Source organism: uncultured Hymenobacter sp., assembly GCF_964242765.1.
In the GTDB taxonomy this organism is placed as follows: Bacteria; Bacteroidota; Bacteroidia; order Cytophagales; family Hymenobacteraceae; genus Hymenobacter.
Genome location: NZ_CAXTBM010000090.1, coordinates 1 through 17,589 on the forward strand (window position 1 = coordinate 1; position 17,589 = coordinate 17,589).

The 17,589-nt window shown below is 55.5% G+C and carries 14 protein-coding genes, 2 tRNA genes and 1 pseudogene; 10 read left to right on the plus strand and 7 right to left on the minus strand.

The annotated features are described in order from the left end of the window. The 3 genes from ACFE7X_RS22980 to ACFE7X_RS22990 form a co-directional block, all read right to left on the minus strand. A partial coding sequence (locus ACFE7X_RS22980; protein WP_375438025.1) for a hypothetical protein occupies nucleotides 1–214 on the minus strand: 214 nt, incomplete at its 3' end. 142 nt (nucleotides 215–356) lie between these two features. Next, nucleotides 357–1,337 carry a lipid A deacylase LpxR family protein gene (locus ACFE7X_RS22985; protein WP_375438026.1) on the minus strand — a complete coding sequence of 327 codons (981 nt, stop codon included), beginning with the start codon at nucleotides 1,335–1,337 and terminating at the stop codon, nucleotides 357–359. A gap of 118 nt (nucleotides 1,338–1,455) precedes the next feature. Then, nucleotides 1,456–3,216 (minus strand): amino acid permease, encoded by a 1,761-nt coding sequence (locus ACFE7X_RS22990; protein WP_375438027.1) that lies wholly within the window; start codon nucleotides 3,214–3,216, stop codon nucleotides 1,456–1,458. A 367-nt stretch (nucleotides 3,217–3,583) separates the two neighbouring features. Between ACFE7X_RS22990 and ACFE7X_RS22995 the strand changes: the two genes are divergently transcribed. After that, the gene (locus ACFE7X_RS22995) at nucleotides 3,584–4,285 is read left to right on the plus strand and encodes a carboxypeptidase-like regulatory domain-containing protein (RefSeq protein ID WP_375438028.1); all 702 of its coding nucleotides are present in this window, start codon (nucleotides 3,584–3,586) and stop codon (nucleotides 4,283–4,285) included. 118 nt (nucleotides 4,286–4,403) lie between these two features. Beyond that, on the plus strand, nucleotides 4,404–5,513 hold the full coding sequence (locus tag ACFE7X_RS23000) for a lipocalin family protein (RefSeq protein ID WP_375438029.1): 1,110 nt from the start codon (nucleotides 4,404–4,406) through the stop codon (nucleotides 5,511–5,513). A gap of 58 nt (nucleotides 5,514–5,571) precedes the next feature. Here ACFE7X_RS23000 and ACFE7X_RS23005 read toward each other — a convergent pair whose 3' ends face one another. After that, a complete protein-coding gene (locus ACFE7X_RS23005) occupies nucleotides 5,572–6,753 on the minus strand; it encodes an ATP-binding protein (RefSeq protein WP_375438030.1) in 1,182 nt (393 codons plus the stop codon). A gap of 368 nt (nucleotides 6,754–7,121) precedes the next feature. On the opposite strand from ACFE7X_RS23005, the gene hemA reads away from it, so the two are divergent. Next, nucleotides 7,122–8,393 (plus strand): glutamyl-tRNA reductase, encoded by a 1,272-nt coding sequence (gene hemA / locus ACFE7X_RS23010; protein ID WP_375438031.1) that lies wholly within the window; start codon nucleotides 7,122–7,124, stop codon nucleotides 8,391–8,393. Between the two features lie 310 nt (nucleotides 8,394–8,703). Here hemA and ACFE7X_RS23015 read toward each other — a convergent pair whose 3' ends face one another. Further along, the gene (locus ACFE7X_RS23015; protein WP_243798306.1) at nucleotides 8,704–9,012 is read right to left on the minus strand and encodes a helix-turn-helix transcriptional regulator; all 309 of its coding nucleotides are present in this window, start codon (nucleotides 9,010–9,012) and stop codon (nucleotides 8,704–8,706) included. Between the two features lie 241 nt (nucleotides 9,013–9,253). Here ACFE7X_RS23015 and ACFE7X_RS23020 point away from each other — a divergent pair, with 241 nt between their 5' ends. Next, a complete protein-coding gene (locus ACFE7X_RS23020; RefSeq protein WP_375438032.1) occupies nucleotides 9,254–10,483 on the plus strand; it encodes a Glu/Leu/Phe/Val dehydrogenase dimerization domain-containing protein in 1,230 nt (409 codons plus the stop codon). A 114-nt stretch (nucleotides 10,484–10,597) separates the two neighbouring features. After that, the gene (locus tag ACFE7X_RS23025; RefSeq protein WP_375438033.1) at nucleotides 10,598–11,740 is read left to right on the plus strand and encodes a mechanosensitive ion channel family protein; all 1,143 of its coding nucleotides are present in this window, start codon (nucleotides 10,598–10,600) and stop codon (nucleotides 11,738–11,740) included. A gap of 138 nt (nucleotides 11,741–11,878) precedes the next feature. Here the strand turns inward: ACFE7X_RS23025 and ACFE7X_RS23030 are convergent, their stop codons facing one another. Together ACFE7X_RS23030 and ACFE7X_RS23035 are read right to left on the minus strand one after the other, a co-directional pair. Next, nucleotides 11,879–12,814, minus strand: a complete 936-nt coding sequence (locus tag ACFE7X_RS23030) for a TerB family tellurite resistance protein (protein ID WP_375438034.1) — start codon at nucleotides 12,812–12,814, stop codon at nucleotides 11,879–11,881. Nucleotides 12,815–13,026: 212 nt separating this feature from the next. Next, nucleotides 13,027–15,597: an AsmA-like C-terminal region-containing protein gene (locus tag ACFE7X_RS23035; RefSeq protein WP_375438035.1), complete on the minus strand. Its 2,571-nt coding sequence runs from the start codon at nucleotides 15,595–15,597 to the stop codon at nucleotides 13,027–13,029. Between the two features lie 143 nt (nucleotides 15,598–15,740). Between ACFE7X_RS23035 and ACFE7X_RS23040 the strand changes: the two genes are divergently transcribed. From ACFE7X_RS23040 to ACFE7X_RS23060, 5 genes and pseudogenes are all read left to right on the plus strand, one after another. Beyond that, nucleotides 15,741–15,815, plus strand: a tRNA-Val gene (locus ACFE7X_RS23040). A 21-nt stretch (nucleotides 15,816–15,836) separates the two neighbouring features. After that, nucleotides 15,837–15,914, plus strand: a tRNA-Val gene (locus ACFE7X_RS23045). A 503-nt stretch (nucleotides 15,915–16,417) separates the two neighbouring features. After that, nucleotides 16,418–16,678: a hypothetical protein gene (locus ACFE7X_RS23050; protein WP_375438036.1), complete on the plus strand. Its 261-nt coding sequence runs from the start codon at nucleotides 16,418–16,420 to the stop codon at nucleotides 16,676–16,678. Continuing rightward, entirely contained in the window at nucleotides 16,675–17,004 is a 330-nt protein-coding gene (locus tag ACFE7X_RS23055) for a hypothetical protein (RefSeq protein ID WP_375438037.1), read from the plus strand. Before ACFE7X_RS23050 ends, ACFE7X_RS23055 begins: the two co-directional genes overlap by 4 nt. Nucleotides 17,005–17,132: 128 nt before the next feature. Next, nucleotides 17,133–17,589, plus strand: a pseudogene (locus ACFE7X_RS23060) (hypothetical protein); the annotation flags it as partial.

Genomic DNA, 17,589 nt, shown 5'->3' on the forward strand with positions numbered 1-17,589 from the left:
TGAACACTAAGTCAACACCTTTGGGCAACTCTTTGCGCAGATCTTCTAGGCCGGTATAGCAAATCAATTTTACGTCGTGCCCTTCCTCTTCGCACCAGGTAGCTACCACTTGGGGCATGATGCTGGCCAGATTCGCATGCATCGTGCGGGCCCATAGCGTGGTGGTTGGGCCTTTGCAAACCAAGTCAATTACGCCTATCTTAAGTCGTGCCATTTAGCAGAAGTAGAGGAATTACAATTCAATTTCACCGAACTAACGCTGGAAAATACAGCGCGCAGTTGCCCGAAGGAGCTTGCTACGAATAACAATAGTAGAGTTTCGTGTTGAAATAAGACTAACTCCCGACGATTATCGGTCAGAAATCGGCTAATAACCCTACTTGGACCCACTTGTGGGTACGTCCTTCGTCGAACTCCCGTGATACCCATACGGCAGAAGTTTCCAGCCGGATACCTCCAAACCCAAATCCTATTGTGCTCGTGCTACAGGCCACTGTACGCCGTACTGCGCTGGCCGACAACGTGTATGGGTTGTGCTGGCGTAGCAGGCCCCCTTGCAAGGTGGCGTTGTAGCCCACGAGGCGTCCTTCTAGCTGCTCTTCCGCATAAAGCTGCATCCGGCGCGCCCCGCGCCGGCCGTTCCATCTCGCCACCCCCAGATTATCGAAATACGGATTCAGCAGCCCCATGCGCAGCCGCCCGCCGGCACTGACGTAGGTTTGCAGCGTACCCAAAGAGCCACCACCCATACCAATCAATTCCAGTCCGCGGCCAACTGCTAGGAGCTGTTTCTCTAGGCGCGCTTCGTAGCCTAACACCAAGTCATTTTGAACCTGATAGTCCCAACCGCGGGGAGTGGGCGCATCCAGCAGCTTGTGCAGCTTGGTTTGGAAGCCCTTGGCCCCGGCCGCCGGACCGATAATTCCAATATGCAAGGCTGTAGTCAGCCGCAGACGGCGGGCTGGTTGGTTTACTACCCGAAACAAGTCGGCGTAGATGTAGGAGGCATAAGGCCGGTCATTGATCCGAACAAAGGCATCTTGAATGCGCAGCGGCGTAAAGCCGTCGTAGTGCAGCTTCACGCCGTGGTAGCGGGTGCTGCCTGATGGCACTGGCCCCAGCAACCAGTTGACGGGCGAACGGCGCAGCCCCGGCAGTACCAGCAACAGCGTCATTCCTTGAGTGAAGTAATAGTCGGTGCGGAAGAAGGCGTCGTTGGCGAAAGTGTACGCTACAAGGCGGTCAGGGCTGGTTTTGCTGCTGTCAGGGCGCTGCGCTTGCGCCCGAGCGGTAACGAAGCCGAAAAGCAGCAAGAGAAGCCAGCGGAAAGAGTGCATCGGAAAGCTGGACAGAGTTGAACTACCTACGCGCCTACTCTGCCAATGGCCTTAGATACCGCAAATTTACCCGGACCCACTGGCTGTAGCGCGAAGCCTTTGTGCGCCTCAGAAGTGTTTATCTGGCCGGCGCGTGCTTTAGCCGCAGCTTGCTGTGCTTGAAGCCGTAGTTGAAATACAGCGCGAGCCCAATTATCAACCAGCCGAAGAACAGCAGCCAGTTGTTCACGCCAAGCTGCGTCATCAAGTACAGGTTGGTTAGCAGGCCGAGGGTAGGCAACAGCGAAAGGCGCTTGCGGAACGAGAGCCACGCCAGCGCCACGCAGAACAGCAGAAACACCAGCATCGGAATGTAGTGCCGAGCTTCGCCGTAGCCACTGCTCAGCGCTTGCTGAAATTCCTGTAGGCCCGCTTGGTTGTAGGTGACTACCAACGCAATGCCTACCAGCATCAGAAGGGGCACCAAGAACTGCCCGTTGATGTAGGGCACCTTGAAGCGGGCATCCGACTTCCCGTAAGGGTCGATGATAAGGATACCGCCGCAGACCAGCGCAAAGGCGAACAGGGTACCGATGCTAGTCAGGTCGATGACGAGGTCCATGTTGAGCAGCATGGCCGGCACACCCACAAAAAAGCCCGTGACGATGGTGCTGAACGAGGGCGTGTGAAACTTCGGATGCACCCGGGCAAACACGGGTGGCAATAGCCCGTCGCGGCTCATGGTCATCCAGATGCGGGGCTGACCGATCTGAAACACGAGCAGCACCGAGGCCATGGCAAAAATGGCACTCACGGCCACCACGCCCGCCAGCCAGTTCAACCCCACTTTCTGAAACACAAACGCCAGCGGGTCGCCCACGCCGAGCTCGGTGTAGCTCACCATCCCCGTAAGCACCAGCGTGATAATTACGTAGAGTACGGTGCAGATAATCAGCGCGTAAATCATGGCTCGGGGCAAGTCGCGCTGCGGGTTCTTGCATTCCTCGGCGGTGGTGGAAATAGCGTCGAAGCCGATGTAGGCGAAGAACACCGCCGATACCCCTTTGAGCACTCCACCAATACCATTCGGGGCGAAGGGCGTCCAGTTAGCGGGGTTCACGTAGAACACGCCCACCCCAATTACGGTGGCTACTACAATCAGCTTAAGCAATACCAGTAGGTTGGAAGCGTTTTTAGATTCCTTGATGCCGATGTACACAACCATAGTGATGAGCAGCGTAATTAGGCCGGCCGGTAAATCAATAACCAGCCGCAAACCAGCCGGCAACTGTGGGGCTGCTGCCCAGGCCTGATACCCTGCTAGTTGCGTTGGTGTTGCATCGGCTAGTGGTTTGCCGGCTTGCATTAGTTCCAGCACCTCGTTGTAGTGCTTGTGGGCGCTTTGCATGCCCATCGTCAGCCAGACGGGAATGTGCACCCCAATACCGTCCATGAGTCCGGTGAAGTAGTCAGACCAAGATATAGCCACCACAATATTGCCCACGGCGTATTCCATAATCAGCGCCCAGCCAATTATCCAAGCCGCCAGCTCTCCAAACGAAGCGTAGGCATAGGTGTAAGCCGAGCCGCTGACTGGAATAGTGGCCGCAAACTGCGCGTAGCACAACGCCGAAAACGCGCAGGCCACGGCCGTAAACACGAACAGCAGCGACACGGCCGGGCCACCATCATGCGAGGCATTGCCAATGGTACTGAAGATGCCCGCCCCGATAACGGCGGCGATGCCCAATGCCGTTAGGTCTCGGACGGTGAGGTGCCGGGCTAGCCCGCCCCCCGCCGTATGGCCGTCGGCGTCAGCGGGCGGGTTGAGCAATAGGTCGTCGAGGTTTTTGCGGCGGAACAGGCCGGACAGACGGCTAGGAGGAAGCGGTGTAGACAAGGTCGTGGAGAGGATTGAGAGGGCAAAAGATACAGAATAATGCGGCGGAGCCGCATATTAGGCTGTTCAGATGGCTTTCCTCCATTGAGTTACACAGAAGGAAGCTTTAGCAAAATCCACTTCGCGGCTACCGCCTGGTTGTCTTTCCGACAGTCCACGCCTCAAGCGGCGAGAGGAATCTGGATAAGATTGTTGAACGACTTCACTTAGATTCCTCTCGCCGCTAGAGGCGCGGAATGTCAGAAGGACACCGGTTCTTGCTGCTACTTTCCGTTCCGGCCTGATTTTCAGTAAATTTCTCTGGACTGTTGTGGAATCTGGACCTTGCCAGCATCTACCAGGCAACTCATGTACTTCACGTAATCCTATGGCCTTCTGCGTTCCCTCACCCTGCCCCAAATCCTGGGCCGCCATGACCACCACCTCCGACGGCCGCTTCTGCGGCAGTTGCCAGCACGAAGTCGTGAACTTCTCCCGCATGAGCGAAGCCGAAGTTATGGCTTGGCTAACTCAACCCACGGCCGGTACTATCTGCGGCTACTTTCGGGCCGGACAATTTGCAGCTTCACCCACGCCCGCTGCGCCGCGCTGGCGCCGCTGGTTGGTAGCGGCCATAGCATTAGTGGGTTTGAAGCCGCTACTGGCCGCCGAGGAAGCCGCCGCCTTTTCGCCGCTACGTGCTATACCGCGCGCCACCGAGCAAGCCGATGCCCATGCCACGGCTCCCGCAGGCCAGGTCACCATCCGGGGCCGCGTGCTCGACGACTCCACCGGCGCAGGCGTAGCGGGTGTTGAAATCTTTATCGGCGACACCAAGTACGGAGCCGTTACGGATGAACAAGGCAACTTCAGCTTCACGATGCCGCAAAAATGGGCACCCGTGCAGAAAAACAAGGTGCAATTACGAGTGCAGGGCAGCCCTTTCGTGTACAAGCAGCAACTAGTACCCGTAAAAACTTTTCCGGCTCCTGCGCCGCTGCTCGTTCGGCTGAAGTCGGTGCCCGGCCGGGGAGAAATCATGGGCAAGATCATGCGCCACGACCCACCCATGAAACCACCCGTTAAGTGAACGGCAGTGCCGGTAGCACGCGGGCCGAGTGTTGGCTCATAGCCCAAAGCTTCATTCCGCACCATCCTTTCAGCATACCGCTTAAACCTTTCCGCCCCCAAAATCCTTATTGCGGGGTATGAAGAACCTGCTCCTTACTGTTTCCATTCTGCTATTCACGGCATCCGGTTGCTCCCTTAAACCCACTAATAAGTACGACGTTTCCGCCGAGCGCGCCCAGCTACCGCAGGAAGAAGCCGTGCACAAGCAAAACTCGTTGGAGTGGTGGTATTTCACCGGCCACCTGCGCGACAAAGCCACCGGCGAGACCTTCGGGGTGGAATACGTGTTTTTCCATTTCAACGTCACTGGCAAGAAGGACTGGCAGATGGTGAATTTTGCCCTTACCGATCCGCAGCAGCAGCAGTTCCGCTACGACTACAAGGTGGAACGCTTGCCCCAGCTATTGGCGCCCACTTTGCCCCTCAACCTTGCCGCCCAAAAGCAGACTCAGCGCTGGACCCTCACCGGGCAGGAAGGCCGCTACCACCTGCAAGCCCGCATGGCCGCTCATCCCGACCAAGCCATTAACCTCACCACCACGCCCGCCAAACCGGTGCTGCTGCATAACGGTACTGGCTACGAGCAATATGGCCCCACGGCCACCGCTGGCTACTACAGTTACCCCCGCCTTTCGGCCGCCGGCACCTTGGAAATTGCTGGCAAAACCCACCAAGTGGAAGGCGAGTTGTGGTACGACCGGCAGTGGAACTGCAACAGCGTCACGACCAAAGACTTAGGCTGGGACTGGTTCAGCATCCAGCTCAACGAACCCCGTGAGGAAATCATGGCCTACCAACTCTACAACCGGGCCACTGGCCAGCATATTGGCGGCGGCTCACACTTTGGGGCTCAAGCTCAGAACACGCACCTCAACGAAGCCGATTTTCAACTGGAAACCACCGCTTACTGGACGAGCCCCCACTCCCGACTACGCTACCCCAGCAAGTGGCGCCTGCGCATCCCCAGTCAAGGCTACGACCTCACCATCACGCCCGTCATGCCCGACCAGGAACTGACCCTCAAGCTGTTTGCTGGCATTAAAATGCATTATTGGGAAGGCATGTGCCGCGTAGAAGGCACCCACAATGGCAAGCCCGTAACCGGCAACAGCTACGTGGAAATCACCAACCGCAGCGAGGCAAAGAAAGCCCGAGAAGCCGCCGAGACCGTTACCGCGAAGGAATAAGCTAAAAGACTTGTTTTGTTGCGCTGGCCGAAGCAGCACAACAAAGCGTGCCAGGCATCTACCCCTTCAATATCACTCGGAACGTGGTGCCGCGGCCTACTTCGCTCCATTTCACGAAGAGCTTGCCTTGGTGGTAGTTCTCGATGATACGTTTCGCCAAGGCCAAACCCAGGCCCCAGCCGCGCTTCTTGGTGGTGAAGCCAGGCAGAAACACTCGGTCAATTCGGCTTTTAGGGATGCCTTTGCCGGTATCGGTGATGTCGATGGCAATGGATTTTTTGTCGCGCACGGGGCGGCGCAGGTGCAGCGTGATACTCCCGCGGCCGTCCATAGCATCCACGGCGTTTTTGCAGATGTTTTCGATTACCCAATCGAACAGCGGAATATTGAGCAGCGCCGGCGTATCGGTGGGCAGATCGGTTTTGATTTCGAACACCACCTTCTTTGATACTCGGCTTTGCAGATAGGCAATTGCGTTTTGGGTGGTACGCAAAATGTTCTCGGGCTTGAGCACCGGCACCGAACCGATGTTGGAGAAACGCTCGGTGATAATCTGAAGCCGCCGGATATCTTTGCTCAACTCTTCTACAATAGGCTCATTCTTAAACCGTTCGCTCTCACTCAGATAGGTTTGCCAAGCCATCAAACTACTGAGCGGGGTGCCAAGCTGGTGGGCCGTTTCCTTGGCCAATCCCACCCACACCCGGTTCTGCTCGGAGCGTCGTGAATAGCTGAAGGCGAAGTACGCAATGACCCCCAAGCAAGCAATAATAGCTAGCTGCACCAGTGGATACGTCCGCAATTGGGCTAGCAAGGCGGAATCTGTGTAGTAGATATAGTTGCGCTGCGATGCTCCTAGCTCGATGATAATAGGTGGGTGTTGCAGCTTCAGCACCGACAATTCCTGGCGCAAAAAAGCAGTACTAGCCTTCTCGCTCAATCCCTTCGGAATAGTAAGATTCTTAGCCGCCACGATATTGCCCGCGCCGTCGGCGACGATAACGGGAATGGTCGTATTGGCATTGATAATCTCGTCCATCAGAAAAGACAAGTTCGACTCTTCCTCGGTGTTAGTGATGTAGCGCAGCGTTTTGGCGTAAAGGGCAATTTGCTGTTGTTCCCGCTCTGATACGCGCTGCACAAGCACGTTGGTATAGATGACGGTAGCCGCCGCAATGAGCAGTGCCACTGCTATAATGAGCAGCTTAATCCGGGTTTTTTGGTCGTAAATGGCTATCAAGGACGTAAGAAAGGCAACGAGAAATGAGGCAGCTCCCGACGCAAGGGTGAAGCAACCATATGGTCTGCCAGTACGAGTGGTCTAGCAGAATGGGTACTTGCACAAAGGTACAACTGCTGCTGTTGCGGGGCAGAGTACCATATAAAGCTGCTCTACACAGGAGTTTGGAGTGGCCAAAAACGTCGTTTTTGCGCGTCACAACGGCGTAGTTTGCAACTATTTTTAGTGGCCTGATAACGCAAAATGTCGCTCAGAAGTGTCTTACCCGTAATTTAAACTTTCTCTGAACCACACGGCCCTCCTCGCTGTTTTCATAGTATCGATTTGTGCCGTAATTTTGCCGCCTGCAATTGCAGTTGCCATTCGCTATGCCTCACCCCTTCAAGGCCGTCAGTCTGTCCTTCAAAAAAACTCCCCTGGAAATCCGGGAGTTGATTGCATTGGATGAAGCCGCCTGCCGCCGCTTTCTGCATACCCTCCACCACGAGCTAGCCCTTACCGATCTACTGGTGCTTAGCACTTGCAATCGGACCGAAGTTTATTACGCTGCCGACCGTGACCAGAGCCTAGCCATCATCGAGGCGCTAGGTGAACTCAAGAACTTGGCGAACATCAGCCAGTACTTCCCCTATTTCGACATCCTCGACGTTGCCGACGACGCGGTGCAGCACCTCTTCGAAGTGGCAATGGGCCTCGACGCGCAAGTGGTTGGTGACCTGCAAATCAGCAACCAAGTGAAACAGGCTTACCAGTGGTCGGCTGACGAAGATGCGGCTGGGCCTTTTCTGCACCGGCTACTGCACACGGTGTTTTTCACTAATAAGCGCGTGCAGCAGGAAACCTCGTTTCGCGACGGGGCCGCTTCCACCTCCTACGCCGCTCTGGAGTTGGTAGAGGAATTGACTGCCGACGTAGCCAACCCGCGGGTGCTGATTGTAGGCCTCGGCGAGATTGGCGAGGACGTGTGCCGCCACTTCGGCGACAGCAAGTTTTTCACCGACGTGACCATCTGCAACCGCACCCGCTCGAAAGCTGCCATGCTGGCTGCTGAGTGCGGCCTCAAAATTCTGGATTTTGAAAATCTAGCGCAGGGCCTCAAAGAAGCCGACGTTATTATCTCGTCCATCAACGCTGCTACGCCCTTCTTCACCCGCGAGTTGGTAGCTAACCTTGATGTGCTGAGTTACAAGTTTTTCGTCGACCTCTCCGTGCCTCGTAGTATAGACAGCGAAGTGGAGAACGTACCGGGCGTACTGGTTTACAATATCGATTCCATCCAAAGCAAAGCATCGGCCGCGCTAGAGCGCCGCATGGCCGCCGTGCCACAGGTGCGCGCCATCATCGCCGAAAGCCTTGCTGGCCTTAATGATTGGAGCAAAGAGATGTTGGTGTCGCCGACCATTCAAAAGCTAAAAAATGCTTTAGAGCAGATTCGGCAGGAAGAAATGGACCGCTTCCAGAAGAAGATGAGCCCCGAAGAAGCCCGCCGCATGGACGAAGTAACCAAATCGTTGATGCAGAAAATTCTTAAGCATCCCGTCATCCAGCTCAAAGCTGCTTGCAAGCGTGGCGAAGCCGACCAACTCATCGACGTCCTCACCGACCTGTTCGACCTAGAAAACCAGCCAACGACCGTTTAGCTGTCCTTGCAAGGATAGTCTGACAAAACAAGCCCTTGCCGTATGCTAAACGTCAAGGGCTTGTCGCATTTCAGGCGCTTAAAGCCTATTCACAGCAAGCAGTTATCTTCCGACGCAGGAGGAATCTTGTTGAAACTGTCGAACAAGCCAACTCAGATTTCTTCTGCGTCGGAAGGATAGCCCGCTGTTCGAATCGACCTTTAAAACACCGAGCAAGAAAATAGCTTTGCTCGTAAAGAAACCTCGCCACAAATGAAAAAAGACCGTCAATTGGCGGTCTTTTTCACGTTTATGCAAGCCTACGCTTGTGCTACATAGTGTCGCAGCACTCCTCGAGCGAATCAATTACGTCGAGCAGTTTTGGAATGGAAAGAGAGTAATAGATTTTGGTGCCCACTTTAAACGAGGACAGAATGCCCCGGTCTTTAAGGGTAATCAAATGCTGAGAAGCAATTGCCTGAGGCAAATCGAGCGTCCGGTAGATTTCCGTTACGGTCATTTTGTCCTCTTTACCAAGCAAATCTACAATGGCCAAACGCTTGGGATGAGCCAATACTTTAAGCATGGCAGCGGCCTTATCTACTTTTTTGGATTCTACGCGTGAGAGCAAGGGTTTCATACTGATGAACAACGGTGGCTGAAAAAGAAAAAAGCAGTTCCGTCAGGAATATGACTAATACGATATTTCTGATGGAAAGAGTTCCTATGAATGAAAATCTCCAAAAATTTGGTTGCTCCTCTAACGCGCGAGGTTCCAAAACAAGTGTATTTAGAGGCTCCTAGACCGGAAAGCTCTACGGGAGCGGTGTACCTTTGTTCCCTAAAAACCTGCTTTTTCCTTCCTACCCCCAAATTTTTTCATGAAAGACCTACTGGCTAAATTCGAAAACAAGCGTCCGGAAATAGTATTTGAATGGAAGGATGCCGAAACCGAAGCAGAGGGCTGGGTGGTAATCAACTCCTTGCGGGGCGGAGCCGCTGGCGGTGGCACCCGCATGCGCAAAGGCCTTGACAAGCGCGAAGTAGAGAGCCTAGCCAAAACGATGGAAGTGAAGTTTACGGTATCGGGCCCGGCCATTGGCGGTGCGAAATCGGGTATCAATTTCGACCCGCAGGACCCGCGCAAACGCGGGGTGCTGGAGCGGTGGTACCGCGCCGTCATTCCGTTGCTTAAAGCCTACTACGGAACCGGCGGCGACTTAAACGTAGATGAAATCCATGATGTGATTCCTATCACCGAAGACTATGGTCTCTGGCACCCGCAGGAAGGCATCGTGAATGGGCACTACCGCGCTACCGAGCCGCAGAAGATCCAGAAGCTAGGCCAGTTGCGCCAAGGCGTAGTGAAAGTGCTGGAGGACGCCAGCTTCACGCCCGATCTGCGCCGCAAGTACACCGTGGCCGACCTGATTACGGGCTACGGCGTGGCCGAAGCCGTGCGGCACTACTATGCGTTGTGGGGCAGCCGATCGGTGGTAGGTAAGCGCGCCATTGTGCAAGGCTGGGGCAACGTGGGGGCCGCCGCCGCTTACTACCTCGCCAGCCAGGGCGTGCGCATTACTGGCATCATCGACCGGGCCGGTGGGCTGTTGCAGCCCGCAGGATTTACACTGGAAGAAATTCGGGCGCTGTTTCTGAACCGGGTCGGCAATGCCCTCACGGCTAGCAACTTGCTGTCGTTCGAGCAAATCGACCAGCAGATCTGGCAGTCAGGAGCCGAGATCTTCATTCCGGCCGCGTCGTCGCGGCTGGTTTCGCGGGCGCAGGTAGAGCAGTTGATTGCGGGCGGACTGGAAGTTATTTCGTGCGGAGCCAACGTGCCCTTTCAGGATTCGGAAATTTTCTTTGGCCCCACCGGCGAGTTTGCCGACCAACATACCTCCGTCATACCCGACTTCGTGGCCAACTGCGGCATGGCCCGCGTGTTTGCTTACCTGATGGAAACCAATGCTGAAATCACCGACCAAGCCATCTTCGGCGATACGTCCCGCGTGATCCGCCAAGCCTTGGCCCGCACTCGCCAGCAGGGCGACAGTCCCACCAGCTTGGCGCAAAAGTCGTTTGAAATGGCTTTACGACAGCTCGTATAAATTTAATGCAAGTGGTACGATTTTGGCGATGGGCGCCAGCTTGATATTTAATAGAATTCAACTGTTAGCCTCTTCGTTTTGTACTACTATCTATTGTTCATTAACTACTGTGAAATGACCCTACAGGAATTCCTAAATTATCGTTTCCTTGGCAACGATGTACGGGCGTATTTGTGGTGCGTAGGTATTCTATTGTTTGGCTTCGCTTTCAAAACCTTACTGTCGAGGCTACTGTCGAAGCTGTTGTTCCGTTTTATCCGCACCAAAACCGAGGGAGTAGCCGAGCATCATTTTCATGCCTTACTGCTTCAGCCGCTGTCGGTGGTTATCTTTTTGGTAACCATCTACTTCGCGTTTCAGGTGCTCGATTATCCGGTGCGCAGCCACGAGATAACGCACAATGAGCCGGCCGTGAAGGTGTTTTTCTTTCGCCTGTTTCAGTTGGCCGTTTTTTCGGGCGTAGGCTGGATTGCGTTGCGCATCATTGACTTCGCCGTCATGGTATTTCAGCGGCGCGCCGAAGTTACCCCTTCACACCTCAACAACCAGTTGATTCCCTTCGCCAAAGACCTGCTGAAAGTGCTGGTTATCACCGTTACCTTCCTGGTGATGCTAAGCCGAGTGTTCGGCGTGAACGTAACCGCCTTGATTGGAGGTTTGGGCATTGGGGGCTTGGCCGTGGCCTTCGCGGCCAAAGAAAGTTTGGAAAACCTGATTGCCTCGTTCACCATCTTCCTCGACCGGCCTTTCGCCGTGGGCGAATTGGTGACGGTAGGCGGTATTACGGGCACCGTGGAGAAAGTAGGCTTCCGCAGCACCCGGTTGCGCACGGCCGAGAAAAGCTACGTGACCGTGCCCAACAAAAGCATGATCGACAAGCCCCTCGACAACCTCTCGTTGCGCACCGCTCGGCGCGTCAGCTTCACGCTGACCTTAAGCCAAAGCACAACCAGTGAGCAGCTTCGCGCTATAGTAGAAAGTGCCCGCGCCGTTATCGAAGCTCATCCACTGGTTGAAGATCAGGCCGAGGTGAAATTTGCGGCCCTCACGCCTACCGCTAGGGAGGTAACCGTACAGTATTTCGTACACACCGACAGCTACGTTGAATATCTCGATGTCAAAGAAGACCTCAACTACAGCCTGATTGAAGTGGTGGAGCAGCACGGCGGTCAATTTGCTAGCTCTGGCACTACCATCGTGCAGTTAACCAACTCGGCGGATAGCCTCAACCCGGCTACCCCTAGCCTGAGCCGGTAGCATTTTCGAATACGAAGTGCCAGCTTCTGTTTGTCAACATAGCACACCTTGGCAAAGTAAATTTTCAACCCCACAAGAAAGCCGGCTGCTCCTAACAGGGCAGCCGGCTTTCTTGTGGTTATCTTCTAGGTTAAACTCTTAACGGCCACCGAGCAAGCCGCCCAACAGGCTGCCCATGCCACCGCCGCCGCCACCGAGTAAGCTGCCAAGGCCGCCACCGCCTGCGCTACGTGGAGCCGAACCTGGACGCCCACCTAGCCCGCCCAGGATAGACATAAGAGAGCCAAGACCACCGCTGCCTACGTGCGTGCCTTGCTGCGGCATGTTGCCATAAGAGCCCTGAGCGCCCCCACCGCCGAGCACGCTGCTTAGCAAGCCTCCACCCAACAGACCCCCAAGCATGCCACCCATCGAACTGCCACCACCCATGGCACCGCTTAGCAAGCCGCCCATCGAGCCGCTGCCCCCGAGCATGCCGCCACCCATCGAGCCACCGCGGCCGCCCATCACCCGCGACAATACCATCGGGGCTGCAACGCCCAAGAGGCCCGCCATCAAGGCGCCTTTCGGAATACCAACGCTGGAAAGCTTATCGGTAATGCCGCTTAGAAAACCTTGCTTGGATGGATCGTTGGCGTCATGTGGTACGCTGGCCGCTTGGTCAACCACTTGCTCCAGGGCTTGGGTTTGCTGCTGATTGATACCGAGGTAGCTGGCAATTTTGTTCACCATAGCCTCTTCGTCGTTGGCATACGAGCCATCAGCGCGGGCAAAGCTAATAAGGTCGGTTATCAAAGAAAACCGTAACTCACTGCCCTTCAATGCGTCCAGATTGGCCTGTACGCTTTGATTAGTGGAATCTTTGGCCGCAGCCAGTACCTGCTGCGTGGCACCGCCCGAAAGGCCAGCTTGGTGTGATAGCTGCTGCAAGAACTCGATTTCGGCGGCCGAAGCCTCGCGGTCGGCGGAGGCTAAGCTGGCAATAACACTCAGATAAGCCGCTTTTTCTTGGTCGGAATAGTTCTGCAGGAGTTGGTTGTCGTTCATGGTGTTTAAGAAGGAAAGGGTGGACATATAATCTGATGTCCTTAACGCACCTGCTTGGATTAGGTTGATTTTTAGCACCACCCTATTAAGCAGGATCCATCACTAACTTTTACCCTCAACACTCCTGATTTACTTATCTCTCCTGGCGCTATTCCGACTGTCATATTTCAGCTAAGAGCTGCTCCATATTTTCTCTTGGTGCGTGAAATTAGGCTATAACTGCCCTTTGCTATCCGAAATTAAAACTCGAAATACTCGCCGGTTTGAGGCTGGGCTGGCTTCTTCTCCGGGGGCTTCTTCAACTCGAAAGGCTTGCGGGGCTCCGTGGGCGGCGCAGGAGTAGTTGCTGCTGCGGGCCTAGCAGTGGCAGGCCTCAACAACCCATCGAGCAAACCAGGCTTGCGCGTAGGCGCCGACCCACTCGCTGGAGGGCGTGCAACTTGGGCCCGCGTCCGGTCATAAGTCACCCGGAAGTTGTTTTCATCGCCTTGAATTGCCAGTAGCAAACTGGGCCCCGTTTTGCTTCCGTTTGACACCACTTTAGACAGCAAACCGGGTAAGATGGGAATGCTGACGTGATAATCCATCTGCTGGTCAAAGGTGTGAGTACCCGTAACTCGCACCAAAGAGGCGGCCTTCACATTCGAGCGAATCTCCATCTCCGGCAGATACACCGTTCGGCTTTGGATGTAGACGGGGGTTGTCAGCTGGGCAAAGCGCAGGTGCCGCAGCCGTTCACGCCCCGCTATCATCGACAGCTTTTGCAGCGGCATAAAGTTATTTAGCTCTCCATTGCGCACGGTCATCTTCACCTCTGCCTGTAGCTTGTCGGTGAGCGGGTCCAGGTTGCTGCTGAAGTACATGTCCGATTCGGCGGAAGCCGTGAGCGTCCCGCGCAAGTGACGCGCCGTAATGAACTGCTGCCCAAAGTCTTCGAACACGTAAAACAAACTATCGAGGGGCAGTTGCTGGCAACTGGTACTAGAGCTAAGGCGCAACAAGTCGGGTTGGCGGGCATCAAGGCTACCTCGGAAGCTAGCCCGCCCGCCGGCAGCCGCCACCGACAGCGAAGGCGCACTCAGCACTTGGTTTTGCAACCGGATGGTACCTCGCAATTCCCTCCCCCGAAACCGCCGGAACCGTGCCCGTTGCGCCTGCACGTTTACGTCGAGCGCCAAGTTGGGCGGCAACCGAAACCCATAGCTGCCACCAGCCGAAGTGGGTGTAGTAGCGGCGCCAGCCGCTGCTCGTAAGCTTAAAAGCTGATCGAAATTCAGTTGCCTAGCTTTCACATCGGCTTCTACCAGTAATTGCTGCCGCGGCAGGAGTAGCCAGCCCAGCGCATTTCTGAACACGCCGCTCATTTGAAAATCAGATGCTCCCACTCGCCCCGTGAAGCTATTGATGGCCACATCGTTGCGGCGCAGCAGAAAGACGCCGCTTAGGCCCGTAAATGGCTGCGTAAAATCGCGCAGCCGCACCTGTACGCCGCGCAGCGTCAACTCCCCGGCCGACTGCACCGCCGCCGTGGCTGGACTGGCTCTGAACTCGCGCATACTGCCCGCAAACGACACCTTCAACTGCGCGGTGCCACTACCTTCCCGTACGGCCGCTACCGGGTAAAAACGCAGAACCCGTGCTACATCCAGATCGGCATTGAGGTTTAGGACCACCCGCGGGTCCTGAAAATCAGTGTAGCGTAAGCTGCCATTGAAGGGCCGACCTTGCAACGTGCCACGCACCTCACGCAGATCTAGCTCCGAAGTACGCGCCGATCGGGCCGGGCCGTTGCTGAAAGTACCCGTCAGGAAGACGTGCTCCACGGCCTGTTTGTACTCAGGATGATAGAACGAAGCATCGCGGCAGCCAAACCGAAAGTCCAGGCGCGGGTTGTCTTTTCCAGCCAGCGTACCGCGCACCGTGCCCCCAAAATACACGTCGCCGCGGCTGCGGTAGGCGCTCAGGCGGGTAGCTACCCGCGGCGGCAGCAGCGCCAGTACCGATTGCACATCGGTGTTGCGCCCATCAAGCTGCACATCTAAATCAGTGGCCTGCCGGTAGCTCACCCGGCCCGACACCCCGTAAGCGGCGCGGCCTATTTTCAGCTCCGAGGGCTGAATACTAACGAGCCGCGCAGCCCGGTCAACTCGCAAACGGGTATTGACTGCCAAGGCTTTGTCGCGGAAATATACATCCGAACCGAGTTGCAAGGCCTCCACATGGGTGTCGCCCCGGGCCGTGACGTCCACAAGCATGTCGTTGACGTCTAGCTCGGCCTGCATATCCTCGACGCGCACGGTATAGCGCTGCTGGCGCAGTTGGTCGTTGTAGGTGGTATGAATCCGCTCGAGGTGCACGTTTTCCAAGCCGAAAGCCAGCGGCTTATCGGAGGCAGTTGCGGTGGTGTCGTAGCGGATAACGTCGTAGTTGGGGCGGCCTTGCCCATCATGCCCCACGTAAACGCGGCCATCAGTGAGCGTGATGGCCCGGATACGGTAGTGCCCACGCCATATATCCCAGGCATCGAAGGCGCAATAAAGACGCCGGACCCGGGCCAGCGGCACGGTGTCCTGGGGAAGCGAGCCACTAACACGCACCTCGTGGAGCGTAATAGACACCCGCGGAAACTGATCGAGCAACGACACTTCCATTTTCCCTACTTGCACCGGCGTGCGCAGGTAGTGGTTTGCTTCTTGCACAAACAGCCCGATGATGCGGTCTTGCCCCAGCCATACGCCCGCCACGGCCGCGCCCAGCAGCAACGCAAGGCCCAGCAGAAAATAAAACGTGTACCGCCGCAGCTTTTTCAATCCTTTACTATTTCTTGACTTTAAAAGAGTTGGACGTCATTCTCTCTTCTGCAAAGGAATTTCTGGGCCTAAAGTTCGCATAAAGAGTTGCGTAATCGAAAATGGTCCTGCATATTTGCAATCCCAAACGGGAAACGCCCCATGGGAGATTAGCTCAGCTGGTTCAGAGCATCTGCCTTACAAGCAGAGGGTCACTGGTTCGAACCCAGTATCTCCCACGTTATAGTACGCTTACCCTCGGGAGATTAGCTCAGCTGGTTCAGAGCATCTGCCTTACAAGCAGAGGGTCACTGGTTCGAACCCAGTATCTCCCACCAGTAAAAGGACAACCGATAAATCGGCTGTCCTTTTTTGTTTTAAGTCCAGCGAGCTTAGTAATTAGGTCTTTGCCTATGTGACGTACGAAGCAGAGCATGTAATTTTAGCTACTGCGCTTACACCACGTCTGCTTTGGCACAGCAAGCCTTGCTTGTGTAAGGTTTTGCCGTTATGGCCATTCGCTTTTTAGCTTGTGCAATTGAACTCCGCCAGACCATAGCCGATATCTTGTACAGTAAACCCGTCAAGCCGTCAATTATGCACATAGGCTGCACAGTTGTCGATGTGCGGGTTCATGGCTTACAGTTGTTGCTGTTTGCAGCACAGGGCCTGCTGCTGGAAAGCCGTTTCAATTCCACCCAGTCAGCTACCACACACAGCATACCGCATCTGGAAACTAACTGGCGCTTGTGTGGGTACGGCAGCGGTAGGCATTATGGCTGGCTGGCCCTACTTATGGGCATGGAGCTTACCGGAGCTACTCTCAGTAGCCTCTCACGCCGTGCGCTACCTATATGGCTTTACCAACTTCTATCTGGGTGAACAGCTGCTGGCTACAGACTTGCCTTGGCACTACATCCCGGTGTGGATGCTCGTTACCATTCCCGTACCTTATTCGCTAGCAATGGGTGGCGGACTGTTGAGTTGGTTGCGCTGCCTCTGGCAACAGGGTTTCAACTTGTGCTTGCCCACCCTTGAAAGTCGCATTGACTTGCTGCTGGTCCTGTGGCTGCTTGCGCCCGTACTGGTGGTTGTGATGTGACGCATGATACAGCCTCTGTCGTAACGGTCAATGCTTTCTGGCATTACCCGCTCTACAACGACTCTCTGATTTTGAAGCCCAAGCAACGACTGCGCTTGCACTACGTGCCTAGTAACACGGCGCGCTACTACCTCGCGGGCTACCGCTGGGACCCACAGTCCTACCTCGATTCGCTTAATACAGAAGTGCATGTTATCCGGGCCGGCGGGATCAAAGTGCTATCGGTTTTCAAGCGGTTGCCGCAAACGCTCAATTGGATAGTGGCACCGCCCGTTAATAGCGTTGGTTCTCAACGCCTTCCGACGACAGCTCATGCCAATCGTTAGCTAATCCATAGCTACCCAACAACATCTTCGCTGGAATTTATTGGTTGTTTACGGACGGATAAGTTGCTTATCCGTAATCTTGGGGGCGCCTTTGCTGTTTGCTCGCTAGTTTTCTTCCGCTGCTTTTCATGCCTCTGCTCGAAGTCACGACCCCGGCGCAGGTCCGTCAGTTCCTGGCGTTACCCGCCCGTATCTATCAAGCACATCCCAACTGGATTTCGCCTCTCGACCACGAGATTGAAGCCGTTTTCGATGCCAAGCGCAACCCCAACTTAGCGCAGGGCGCCGTTGTTCGCTGGATTCTGACCGATACCACCGGCGAAACCATTGGGCGAGTCGCCGCCTTCGTGAATTCGGCGACGGCCCACACCGACGCCACCTTACCCACTGGCGGCATGGGTTTTTTCGAATGCATCGACGACCAGACCGCCGCCAATATGCTGTTTGAGGCTTGTCGCACTTGGCTGGCAAACCAGGGCATGGCGGCCATGGACGGCCCCATCAACTTCGGGGAGCGAGACCGGTTTTGGGGGCTGCTGGTAGCCGGATTCACCGAGCCGAACTACGGCATGTTCTACCACCCGC

What these genes read in the sequence shown, in the direction of transcription:
- ACFE7X_RS22985 (WP_375438026.1), bottom strand. Translation starts at nt 1,337, where the DNA reads ATGCACTCTTTCCGCTGGCTTCTCTTGCTGCTTTTCGGCTTCGTTACC.
- ACFE7X_RS22995 (WP_375438028.1), top strand. Translation starts at nt 3,584, where the DNA reads ATGGCCTTCTGCGTTCCCTCACCCTGCCCCAAATCCTGGGCCGCCATG.
- ACFE7X_RS23000 (WP_375438029.1), top strand. Translation starts at nt 4,404, where the DNA reads ATGAAGAACCTGCTCCTTACTGTTTCCATTCTGCTATTCACGGCATCC.
- hemA (WP_375438031.1), top strand. Translation starts at nt 7,122, where the DNA reads ATGCCTCACCCCTTCAAGGCCGTCAGTCTGTCCTTCAAAAAAACTCCC.
- ACFE7X_RS23015 (WP_243798306.1), bottom strand. Translation starts at nt 9,012, where the DNA reads ATGAAACCCTTGCTCTCACGCGTAGAATCCAAAAAAGTAGATAAGGCC.
- ACFE7X_RS23020 (WP_375438032.1), top strand. Translation starts at nt 9,254, where the DNA reads ATGAAAGACCTACTGGCTAAATTCGAAAACAAGCGTCCGGAAATAGTA.
- ACFE7X_RS23025 (WP_375438033.1), top strand. Translation starts at nt 10,598, where the DNA reads ATGACCCTACAGGAATTCCTAAATTATCGTTTCCTTGGCAACGATGTA.
- ACFE7X_RS23030 (WP_375438034.1), bottom strand. Translation starts at nt 12,814, where the DNA reads ATGTCCACCCTTTCCTTCTTAAACACCATGAACGACAACCAACTCCTG.